The sequence below is a fragment of the Pseudomonas sp. PDM28 genome (assembly GCF_019219115.1).
In the GTDB taxonomy this organism is placed as follows: Bacteria; Pseudomonadota; Gammaproteobacteria; order Pseudomonadales; family Pseudomonadaceae; genus Aquipseudomonas; species Aquipseudomonas laurylsulfatiphila.
On record NZ_JAHUWG010000011.1, the window covers coordinates 244,524 to 256,052 of the forward strand.

At 50.2% G+C, this 11,529-nt stretch carries 5 protein-coding genes and 1 pseudogene; 2 read left to right on the forward strand and 4 right to left on the reverse strand.

The genetic code is table 11. The annotated features are described in order from the left end of the window. Positions 1–70: 70 nt before the first annotated feature. Together KW841_RS24875 and KW841_RS24880 are read right to left on the reverse strand one after the other, a co-directional pair. The gene (locus KW841_RS24875) at positions 71–3,874 is read right to left on the reverse strand and encodes an SIR2 family protein (protein ID WP_218480151.1); all 3,804 of its coding nucleotides are present in this window, start codon (positions 3,872–3,874) and stop codon (positions 71–73) included. A 33-nt stretch (positions 3,875–3,907) separates the two neighbouring features. Next, on the reverse strand, positions 3,908–4,177 hold the full coding sequence (locus KW841_RS24880) for a hypothetical protein (RefSeq protein WP_218480152.1): 270 nt from the start codon (positions 4,175–4,177) through the stop codon (positions 3,908–3,910). A 653-nt stretch (positions 4,178–4,830) separates the two neighbouring features. Here KW841_RS24880 and KW841_RS24885 point away from each other — a divergent pair. Both KW841_RS24885 and KW841_RS24890 read left to right on the forward strand, forming a co-directional pair. After that, positions 4,831–5,649 carry a PDZ domain-containing protein gene (locus KW841_RS24885; protein WP_218480153.1) on the forward strand — a complete coding sequence of 273 codons (819 nt, stop codon included), beginning with the start codon at positions 4,831–4,833 and terminating at the stop codon, positions 5,647–5,649. 315 nt (positions 5,650–5,964) lie between these two features. Continuing rightward, positions 5,965–7,083: pseudogene (locus KW841_RS24890) on the forward strand (tyrosine-type recombinase/integrase); the annotation flags it as partial. Between the two features lie 76 nt (positions 7,084–7,159). Here the strand turns inward: KW841_RS24890 and KW841_RS24895 are convergent. Next, the gene (locus KW841_RS24895) at positions 7,160–10,258 is read right to left on the reverse strand and encodes a type I restriction endonuclease subunit R (RefSeq protein ID WP_218480154.1); all 3,099 of its coding nucleotides are present in this window, start codon (positions 10,256–10,258) and stop codon (positions 7,160–7,162) included. 119 nt (positions 10,259–10,377) lie between these two features. Continuing rightward, complete coding sequence (locus KW841_RS24900) at positions 10,378–11,529, reverse strand: anticodon nuclease (RefSeq protein ID WP_218480155.1); 1,152 nt, start codon at positions 11,527–11,529, stop codon at positions 10,378–10,380.

The following is an 11,529-nucleotide window of genomic DNA, read 5'->3' on the forward strand; positions in this document are numbered from 1 at the left end:
CCGATAAATTATAGGTATCAAACTCATTGAAAAATTGAGACCGCTATAGATTCAAATTTCACCGGCTTATTTATCCATTAAAATATCTAAGCTCAGGAAGAGGATCAGAACAAGCTTGACCTACCCACAAACCAACAACGTCACTTATTTCATGATGATTAGTAGCCTCTAAAGCTTTAGCTAGTCTTATGCATCCAAGTCGCAACTCAGGAACAACCTCGTCAGGTATTCCTGTACCATCTGGTCGACTCTCATATCTGAGCTCCCCAAGCATCATATTTAAACCATTAGCGAGCATGGTGTATGAGCTATCGCAAAGCCAACTTTGGTGACGCGTCAGCAAATACGCCATTAAATCCATCGCCCTAAAAAGAACAGGCATACGACGAGTTGAAATAATAGCAATAATCGTTGAGACCAGTGCCACAGGCGGAGGAAGCCTTGAGGATTTGGAATGTTTAATCCAATACCAAATTACCGTCAATGCTTTATTGGCACGAGATACATTAGCACAAAGCAGACTAGCTATTAACTCCTTCTCCACCTCATACAAATCGTCATTTTTTGACTGACTAAAACTCGTAGCAATTCTAGTGCGTAAAAATTCAACGCCAACTACTGAAGACTCCGCCCGCACAGTAGACACCCAAGTAAAAACCTCGGAGTTATAAAAACAATCGTAGCCATGAGCATCAATAAACCTAGAAACAATTACATCCAAACTAACAAGACGCCCAGCCGCCATCTCTACAAGTTCGTCAATTTTCTCAATATTCTTAACAATTAAAAACCATTCATCATCCCACCATGCCTTTACGACGAGAAGACACTTTACAAAGTCTCTTTTGGGCCAACTCGACCTTTCCATTGAAGCAGAAACGTTTACAAAAAAATCATCATCCGCACCTATTTGCCAAGAATAACGACCATCCGACTTAATTTTGTCGTCCTTTGGAATAACTCTGAATGTTTTAATTTTCTGTTTCAACAACCACTTCCTGAAGAAAATATCTCCAGCTTTTTTCAAGTTAGGCATCCACACCAAAGGTGCCCAAAAATGGTGTCCTGGTATAACTGGCCAATCTTCTTTACTGCTTAAAATCGCATAAACCTCTTGATTTTGCAGCTCACTTACAAACCCCCAATTTCTCAACCAAAACAGCCTCCGCCATACACCAGCCAAAACTGAAAATGGACCAGCCCCGTCTACATTAACTTCCTTCAAAACTAAAATCAGCTCATCGATATCTTTTCTAATTTCGGTTGAAACACAATCTACTTCCAGATCATCAGCGCGCTTTTTAATATTATGAAACATGACCCAACTATTGCGATAGAGACTCCTTATCGATTGATCACGACTCACGGAAGGAATCGTCGCAATAGACCTTGCTAGCTTTCGTCTATCAACCGAATTCAAATTCTCAAAACATCTAGCCATACATACTGCCAGACTCTCCCAAACGTCACTATGCCGGCCGATAACCTTGCTATGATGTAGCGCTACGATGCGTTCGCCAAACAAATAAACTGCCTCTGAATCAACCAACCGAATAACAAGCCGCCCGACCAGTTCAAGATGAAAAACTGCAACCCTAGTTAACTCATCCGCATCATCAACTGCATTTTCAAAAAACCGTTCAACCAAACTCAAAGATTGCTCACAAATCGAGTTCGCAAGACTTTCTTTAACCCTCGCAACTTGGTATCGAGATAGCCATCCCGCTGAGTGTAAAAGCTGACCATCCGATCTTGGCTCAAGCATTTTCTTGTTCAAGGTACGAATCATCACACTTAATACTCGCTCCATCGAGTCAACATACTGCACCCACCAAGCAGCTTGGCTAAACGAACTTATATCGAAAGTGGTATCCCCTACACGAGGAACTATGGAAACACGATCACTTAACGAAAGCCACGCAAACGCCGCATCAATTTTCTTATCAAACGTACTAGCCATTCCAATACGTCTAGTCGTTGAGTAATTACCCAGCTCAAATAAAGGAGTGCGACTAATAGGCTGCGATGGCGAAGGGGTCTCCGCATTCAGATCAGCAATTAGCAACTGAAGCTCTTGGACAACATCATGATCAATTGCTGCTAAATCTGCCAATCGCTGATTTAACTCGTCAGGGGTAATTTCAAACTCAAGCTCGCGCTCTCCCCCCCGAAAACTCATAGACCACGTTAAAGTTTTCTGCAAATAGCTGATAGCTAAGCAAGCCCATGCTTCCTGAGAAAGATAGTGCACTGAACTCGTTCTGGACCGCTGATTTTTTCTTATTTTCTTTAGACCGGCCAGGCTAGTTGATAGTCCGACTGATACATCCCCAACCTCGCCAAGCAACATCCCTTTACGAACATACATATAGCCATCAGGAGATCTAATCTCCCAACCCATAAGGATACCCTTAGCTACATCGCGATCCCCCTTATAAAGAGCTAACAGCACGTCTTCATAGATTATTTCATCTTTCAGATGCAAATCACTAGGGAACTTAGATAAAAGTTGCTTACACAAACTTTCATACTCACCCATCCTCAGTTCCTGCCTGGCCCAGCGCACCAAGCTCACAGCGACTTCTTTCCACTTCTCATCAAAGGTAGATTGCGACTTTACGGAAAACTCGCTTAGATTATTATGTTCTGCGATTGACTCTTGATAGCTCGTGCCTTCAGTTACCAATAAAAGCCTGATAGAAAATTCAGCCAACCCATCATCAAAGCATTGCAACAGCACTTCATTATGCCACGCATAATCCGCCATTATGGCCACACCAACATGCGGAATAATTTTAACTATATGATCTTGGAGCTCCTTAGAATAAAGATACCTATCAATGCGAGAGACAGTTGAAGAAAATTTCCGCCTGACATCTCTTGGCGCAACGAACCACGCTGGATAACTACTTCGTGCCTTCCGCAGACCAAAATAGCTGCGCAATACGTAGTCCAGCTTTTCGTCATTTGTTACTGAGGAACCGGTAGGGGGAGTCACATAGCTTGTGAATTCACCCCAAGATTTTTGGTCCGCATTAAGCGGTTCCTTCAATATCCGTAGAAGTTCACCGTATCGGGCTGCGTAGTCTGATTCTTCTACCCCGTCCAACATAGGAAGTACCACAGGAGTAACCCGGCGCGCTTCTAGCAACCTCTGTTGTCCTAGAGTTGGAGCGCTTCCCACAAAAAGATAAATAGGTAAAGCGTGCTGATCGAGTACGTCTCTTACCCAACCAACCCAATGTAAAAAATTCGGATCATCACCTGAGAACCCAATCAAGCAAAAAATATTTTCCAATATTGATTGACGTACTAGATTAACAAATGGAGCAGATTGGTCGGGATAACGCCGATAATCCTCTTCGGTAAATATAAAAGGGCGTTGTGATGGAAACGAACCATGAAGCTTGACGATTCGTCGACGGTTCAACATTTTTGACTGAGGGATATCTTCTCTACAGGTGACTACATAATGGGCGTGATCTACAATATTTTCAGCAGCACGTTCAAGCAAGGTATCATAATTAGTTGTAAATACTTCACACCACTGAAGCGTTAGAAGCTTTTTATGTAAAACTCCCGGACTAACTCTATCATCCGGGATAAGACGCTTTAACAATTCCTCAAGAGCCGGTTTAGAAAACACTCTTGCATATTGCTCGCCCAATTGAGCCACCATACTGGTGGAAAACTCTTTAAGCTCACCTTTGTCGGGATTAAGCTCTCGCCATAATTCTTGGGCCACTTCGTACCATGTAGCCAACTGGTCGCCATTCTCAGCATTCCTACTGAATCCAGCTCCAACCATTATCGCAGCATTTCCGTTTTCCAACGCCCGCCGCACTGCATCATAATGCACCCTGCTACCGTCCATCCCTCTCTCCTTTTGGACAAGTTAGTTGCTCTTTCAAATGTAAGTACATTTTCCAGGCTTTGCTCGCAGGGTATTACTTGCATAGGTTTTGTTCAAACAATGTTTTATCTCATAGAACACTGAATCGCTGCCGATTTGGTAGGCGCGTTTGACGGGCCGCTTTGGGTCATCAACGGACTTCGCCTGCGCGTCCGTTTTTTGTCCGATTACGCCCCACGGCTTACCCAAATTTTTAAACGCTGCTGCAACACCAATTTGGCTTGTATCACCCAATGCAAGTGAAAGACGAACGATGTGAAACATGAAAAAATTCAATAAATTCAATATGTTAAGCTCATCGCAACACTTGCAACACCAGTAACACGTCTTTTCGAGTCCCCACTCCCCATAGGTGATTGCACCGCCAGCGAAGGAGATACTGGCTTGGTTTCGACTAATGCAGAATTCGAACGCTCTCGCAGTATGCTAGGAAGCTTAGATGGTGACGTCTGCCAACAACGGGAGGACCGGCATCGCCTGGGACCTTGGGGATGTTCGGTAAGTACGCAGGTCGGAAACCCGCGTGACGGTGTTAGCTGCTGGATTTTGAGGTTGGTTGACACGGTTGCCGCCCCCCCTGTGCGTTATCAGCAACACTGCTGGGCATCTTTACCAAAACGATAACAATGCCCCTTTCTTGGAAAGATTCCTTCAATTTCAACGTTGAAATTTCAATAAGGTGGGCTACCTGTCGCTAACAGAATCCCGCGGGTTTCCGACCCCGTGTTACTAAGAAAACCTCAGGGTCCCCGCCGATTTCCTGCCCCGTCAGCAATTCGAACTGGTGCTCGTCACGCATCGAACCCTCCCCCAACTCTCACGAGTAGAAAGCTCGTCTGTAGAACTAGGTCTTATAGCGGCGTTACGCCATACTCCCTTGCAAATAGCGCAACGTTTTCAGGCCAAGGGAAGGACGTATGAAAAAAAAGTTCATGCATTTGCTGGTGGCGATAAGTGCATCGCTCAGCATCGCGGGGTGTGCCAGTGGCTACAAACAATTCTATACCCCCACTCCTGGCGCAACCCCGGAAGCTATCGCGTCCACTCGCGCATCAGCCGCGCCGCAGACACCCGCAGTTGAACGATCAGCATTTGGAAACACAGATCAGCTCCTGGCAGGGTATGCAAAGCGCGGTTATTTGATTATTGGTGAATCGAGTTTCAACAGCGGTGAAAGCGTCTCAGATGATGACGCAATCGAGCAGGGGCAGGCCGTCGGGGCAGATTTGGTTCTAGTTTTTGTACCGCAATACACGGGATCGGTTACCTCAAGCGTGCCATTCACGACGCCAACGACAAACACTTCGTACACCACCGCTAATGCCACCGCGTACGGTCCAGGTGGACCAGTTTCGGCCTACGGTAACGCCACCACCACGACCTACGGGAGCAACACGACGTATATCCCCGTCACAGTCAACCGATCTGATTACGGCGCAATTTACTTTGTGAAAGGTCGGTTCCGAATTGGCGCATTCGTTCGCAACCTGAACGACGCCGAGCGTCAGCAATTACAAACGAATCAAGGCGTAGTAGTCACTAATATCGTCGATGACAGTCCGGCTTACAAAGCGGATGTCCTACCCGGCGACATGATCATAGCGATAGATGGGGAAAGAGTTTCCAATCAAGAGGGTTTCACCCGCATGGCCTCTGAAAGGAAGGGACGATCCATTAATTTGTCATTGGTTCGACAGGGGCACGCCATCGAGAAAAACTTGCAGGTGGGCAATTAATATTCTCTTGAGAAGAGCCAAGCTTCACCGCGCTGTATCCCCTGCTGTATCCCTTTAAAAATTTAAGTCGGACAAACCCAATGATTACGGGGATTTTTCAGTCAAGTTCAAACGACCCCGGCCCACCAAATACACATCTAAAGACGTCCACGGACGTCTTTTTTTGTGCCTGCGACCCAGTAAATACGCGGCTTCCAGCGCTTTTTCGGTCTTTTGAGATTTTTTGAGTTCTAGCCGTTCGGGTATTCCAGACGGTATTCCAGCTCATCCGGTGCTAATCTTTGGAATACCGAATCAGTGCTTGAGGACAATCTCATGCCTGCTCAAAACCTCCGCCTCTCCGATCGACAGCTCAAGGGAGTCAAACCCGCGTCCAAGGATTATGTCCTCACGGATGGTGACGGTTTGCAGCTCCGAGTCCGCAGCAACGGTTCCTTGCTGTGGAATTTCAACTACCGCGAACCGCTCACCAAAAAGCGCATCAACATCGGCTTCGGGACCCACCCCGAACTGTCACTGGCGAACGCACGAAAGAAGGCAGTCGAAGCGCGCGAGCTGCTCGCCCAGGGCATCGATCCGAAGGTGCAGCGCAATACGCTGAATGAAGCCAAGCGCACAGAAACGGAACACACCTTCGAGAACGTGGCCGCCTAGTTCGAGCTTAAGAAAGACTCGGTCACGCCGGCCTACGCTGAAGACATTTGGCGGTCGCTCACGCTACATGTGCTTCCCGACTTGAAGACGACGCCACTCGCGAAAATCACCGCGCCGATGGTGATCGAACTGCTTCGTCCGATCGAAGCGAAAGGGAGCCTGGAAACGGTGAAGCGTCTTAGCCAGCGGCTAAACGAGATCATGACCTACGGAGTGAACTCAGGCCTGATCTTTGCCAACCCACTCAGCGGCATCCGAGCGGTTTTCAAGAAGCCCAAGAAAGAAAATATGGCCGCGCTCCCGCCCGAAGAGCTCCCCGAGCTCATGCTGGAGATCGCGAACGCCAGCATCAAACGCACCACCCGTTGCCTGATCGAATGGCAGTTGCACACGATGACTCGCCCCGCCGAGGCGGCGACCACTCGCTGGGCAGACATCGACTTTGAAAGGAGTGTTTGGACTATCCCCGCGGAGCGGATGAAGAAGCGCCGCCCACATAGCATCCCGTTGAGTGATCACGCTGTCGCCTTGTTGGAGTCACTCAAGTCTCACAGCGGACATCGCGAATACGTCTTTCCGGCAGACAGAAATCCGCGCACACACGCCAATAGCCAGACCGCCAACATGGCGTTGAAACGTATGGGCTTCCAAGATCGACTGGTCAGCCACGGCATGCGCTCGATGGCCAGCACCATCTTGAATGAGCATGGCTGGGACCCGGAGCTTATTGAGGTCGCACTGGCGCATGTCGAGACGAATAGTGGAATTGCGGCGGCCTACGAGTCTATAGTAGGCCTTGCTAACAGTCATTCCAGCACTCCAAATGTTAGGCATGGGAACGCTAATAGGTCGCTCATTAAATTTGCCCTCCAACACCCTTGAACTTATCAACAAAAATAGCAACCTTGTGAAAGACACTTTGTTTTTTTGCCAAATAAGCCGGATTGAGCGGGCTCATTTTAGGCAAAACGGAATTGAGCTCAGTTCCATTATCGCTGGCAAACTCCCTTTTTAGTGAAGTGGCAATGTAGCGTTTAGCCGCCACTTCATTCAGATCCTCATCGCTGATTAGCTCTTGGGCCTCGCGCCGCTGTTCTGATTGGGCGAAAGTGAAAAAAGCATCGATCACGCTAGCCTTGTCATCAATCCGATCCAGATCGGTCTGGTTGATGAAATCCACCACCAGGCTTTCTTTGGCGCGATTGCCCAGGCTAGCGCGAATCACCCGGCGCATCTCCTCAACCAGTGCCGCCTTGTCCTTGACCTTCTTATTCTTCTCGAAGATCAGCTCAAGGATGTAATCCAGGTTGATTTCCTGGGACTTGAGCAGGTCCACTTCGAACACCACATCGTCCCAGTCGATAGTGGACTCGCTTGCTTCGTTACCCGCTTTCTCGCGCCTCAGCCAATCGCGGATGTCATTGTAGGTGGAGCGATAGTCCTGCACCTTGCGCTCGGCAGGCAGGCGGATGGTCTGCAGCTCGGCTAGCTTCTCGTCATCCAGGTGGTGTTCGAGCTTAAATGCTTCCACAGCCTGCGGGTCGCCGATATCGACCGTTTGCAGCGCCTTCAGCGCCGCAAACTCGTCGTAGTTCTGCAGCACGTTTTCCACGCGTAGGTACTCGCCGAACAACTTGGCGAAGGCTTTCTTCTCCGATTCCTTGATGATGTTGGCCGGGTCGGGAAAACGTTGCTCCAGCTCCGTCACCACAGCCATGAACCCACGCCGTGCCTCGCCGGTCAGCGTGTCGGTGAAACCCTCCATGTACTCCTTGTAACTTTTTTCCAGAACCACGTTGCGCGTGTTCTTGTCGCCGAACAGCGTGATGGCGTCGACCGTAGCCTGCTCCAGATCGCGGAAGGTGACGATATTGCCGAAAGTCTTGGTGGCATCGAAGATACGGTTGGTGCGTGAATAGGCCTGGATCAGACCGTGATAGCGCAGGCTTTTGTCGACGAACAGCGTGTTCAGCGTTGGCGCATCGAAGCCGGTTAAGAACATGCCGACCACGATCAACAGGTCGATGTCCTGATCCTTCACACGCTTGGCCAGGTCGCGGTAGTAGTTCTGGAAGCCCTTGCTGTCCACGCCGAAATTGCTTTTGAACAACGCGTTGTAATCAGCAATCACCGTGCTCAGGAATTCTTTAGCGGTGCTATCCATCGCCGACACTTCAAAGCTTTCATCGAGGATGTCGCCAACGGCGTCCTGTTCTTCATTGGGAGTGAAGGAGAAGATGGTGGCGATGCGCAGCGGCTTGTCGCTGCCTTCCTGCAGCTTCTGCAGCGCCTCGTAGTAAGACTTGGCGGCATCGACGCTGCTCACCGCGAACATGGCATTGAAGCCCTTGTTTGCTCCCTTTAAACGATGGGTCTTTTGGCGAAAATGCGTGAGCAGATACTGCGAGATTTCTCGGATGCGCGTGGGGTGGAGCAACGCCTGTCGGTTCTCCGCGGCGCTTAGCTTCTTCTCGTCCTGCTCGGTTTCCAGAGCCTTGAACTGTGGACGGACATCGTTGTAGTCCACCTTGAACTTGAGCACCTTCTCGTCACGGATGGCATCGGTGATTACATAGGAATGCAGCTCGCGGCCAAACACGCTGGCGGTTGTATCGGCGCCCAGCGCATTTTTTGGGAAGATCGGCGTGCCGGTGAAGCCGAATTGATAGAAGCGCTTGAACTTCTTCTTCAAGTTCTTCTGCGCCTCGCCAAACTGGCTGCGGTGGCACTCGTCAAAGATGAACACCACCTGCTGGTGGAACACCGGCAGGTCACCTTCGCTCTTCATCAGGTTGTTGAGCTTCTGGATGGTGGTGACGATGATCTTGTTGTCGTCCTTATCCAGGTTGCGCTTGAGGCCCGCCGTGCTCTCCGAACCATTGACGCTGTCGGGTGAGAAACGCTGGTACTCCTTTATGGTCTGGTAATCCAGATCCTTGCGATCCACCACGAAGAATACTTTGTCGATGAACTCCAGCTCGGTGGTCAGGCGCGCAGCCTTGAAGCTGGTCAGCGTCTTACCCGAGCCGGTAGTGTGCCAGATATAACCGCCGCCCTCGGTGCTGTTCCAACGCTTGGCTTGCCAGGCACTGCGGATCTTCCACAGGATGCGCTCGGTAGCGGCAATCTGGTACGGGCGCATCACCAGCAGGGTGTTGCTGACGTCAAACACCGAATAGGTGAGCAGTACATCGAGCAGAGTGCGCTTCTGGAAGAAGGTCGCGGTGAAATCCTTCAGATCCTTGATTGGGCTGTTGTCGGCTTGCGCCCAGTTCATGGTGAAGTCGAAACTGTGCTTGTTGCGCTGGGTGGTGTTGGCGAAGTAACGCGTATCGGTGCCATTGGAGATCACGAACATCTGCAGATATCTAAACAGCGAATGCTCGGTATTGAAGCTCTCCTTGCTGTAGCGGTGCACCTGATTGAAGGCTTCGCGGATCGCCACGCCACGCTTCTTCAACTCCACCTGCACCAGTGGCAGGCCGTTAACCAGAATCGTAACGTCATAGCGGTTGGCGTGGCTTCCCGCCTGCTCGAACTGCTTGATGACCTGCACCTTGTTACGGGCCAGGTTCTTCTTGTCCAGCAAATAGATATTCTGAATGCGCCCGTCATCGAACACGAAGTCGTGCACATGATCGTCGTGAACCTTGCGGGTCTTGTCGACGATGCTGTCGCTAGTTTTATCCAGCCAGCTTTCCACGAAGCGCGCCCACTCACTGTCGGAAAAATCGATGCTATTCAGCGCCTGCAACTGGGTCCGCACATTGGCCAGCAGTGCCGGCATCGTCTTCAGCCCGGCGGGATGCTCATAGCCCTGATTGACCAGATCCTGGATGAACTCGCGCTCCAGATCGCCTTCACTCTGGTAACTCTCAGCAGCTTTCCATTCTCTGGCGTACGCGTCGAGCACGATGAAGGTGCTGGACTCGGCGATGGTCTTGTAATCAGTCATAGCTTGGGGGCTCCCCTTATCCCTGTGCGAGTTCGCTTTCAATTTCCTCCACCGTGGACAATTGCGACTGCACGGCCAGTGGAATGCCCTTGGTGGTGAATGAGCTGACGCTCATGCGATCAGGCGCCTGGCGCCTCTTCATGTTGCCAATAGCCGTAGTTGGCTACCAGATGGTCCAGCAGCAACCTCACCGTCTGCTTCTCCTGCTGGGTTGGCTCAGTGACGCTTTCATTGGACAGCGTGCTGTGGCTGGTAAACTGCATAATGCGGTTCAGGTAAGCCTGCTTGTCGTCAGGCAGAAGCGCAGACCATTGCGGATAACCCAGAAAACTGGCGGTTTTTTCGTAGAGGTTGCGCAGCAAGGTGAAGTGATAGCGCTGTACCTGGCCGGAGGCAATCGCCTGCTCAAGGGTCTGCCGCAAGTGGAGATGGTAAGAAAAACTCTTGTTGGAGTCGCCGTACTTGACGCACAGATCAAAGCTGCCGTCATCCAGACGGCCCAGTAAATAGCATCCCTCTTTCTTGCCTCCCTTGTTGAGGCCAAGCTCATTGTGCAGCACGTTGTAGAAAAGCGGGCTGTGGGTGGTGATGACGAATTTCAGCTCGGCGGGGCTGGCACTGATTAGCCCTGCAAGATTGACCGCCAGTTCGATGAGATGGTTTTCGTCCAGGGAACTCACCGGGTCATCGATGAACACATATTCTAGTTGATCGAACTCTCGCGTTTCACGATCCTCCGGCTCAGGCACATTGCGTGCGCTAATGGCTTGATCTAGCAACGTATAAAAAATACTCCAGATAAAATTGCTTTCTTCACCCTTGGAAATCTTGAGATTCCCCGAGCCTTCGTCATCACCGCGCTCAAGCGAAAAAGTGACTTCCGAAAAGTCTGCACTGAAATGCGGGGTCAGTTTGTCGCTGGTGTAATGCTGGAAGTGCCTAGCAATGTTGCCGTCCTGCCCTAGGTCACGAAGTATCGCGAGCAGCCAGTCCGTGAATGAGTTGGGCTGAATCCGCAGTTTGGGCTCGGCATCCAGCGCCAAGTCGTTATCCCAATAGAACAAGTCTTCGGTAAAAGCATTGAAGTAGATGATTTTGTGGCGCGACGACGCGGGTCGATCAAACGCCTCTTCACCGTCGCCGTTTGCGACCAACCGCTTGAACTCGCGCGAGAGGCGCGTCTTGCCCGTGCCGTTGAAGGCATAGATCAGTTGCACCTTCTTGTTGGCATTCTTCAACTGCTTGGCGATCTCGGTCAGCGTCTTGCTCAT

Bases quoted from the DNA above. Each gene is read 5' to 3' on its own strand.
- KW841_RS24875 (WP_218480151.1), bottom strand. From the start codon at position 3,874: ATGGACGGTAGCAGGGTGCATTATGATGCAGTGCGGCGGGCGTTGGAA.
- KW841_RS24880 (WP_218480152.1), bottom strand. From the start codon at position 4,177: ATGTTTCACATCGTTCGTCTTTCACTTGCATTGGGTGATACAAGCCAA.
- KW841_RS24885 (WP_218480153.1), top strand. From the start codon at position 4,831: ATGAAAAAAAAGTTCATGCATTTGCTGGTGGCGATAAGTGCATCGCTC.
- KW841_RS24895 (WP_218480154.1), bottom strand. From the start codon at position 10,258: ATGACTGATTACAAGACCATCGCCGAGTCCAGCACCTTCATCGTGCTC.
- KW841_RS24900 (WP_218480155.1), bottom strand. From the start codon at position 11,529: ATGAGCAAGACGCTGACCGAGATCGCCAAGCAGTTGAAGAATGCCAAC.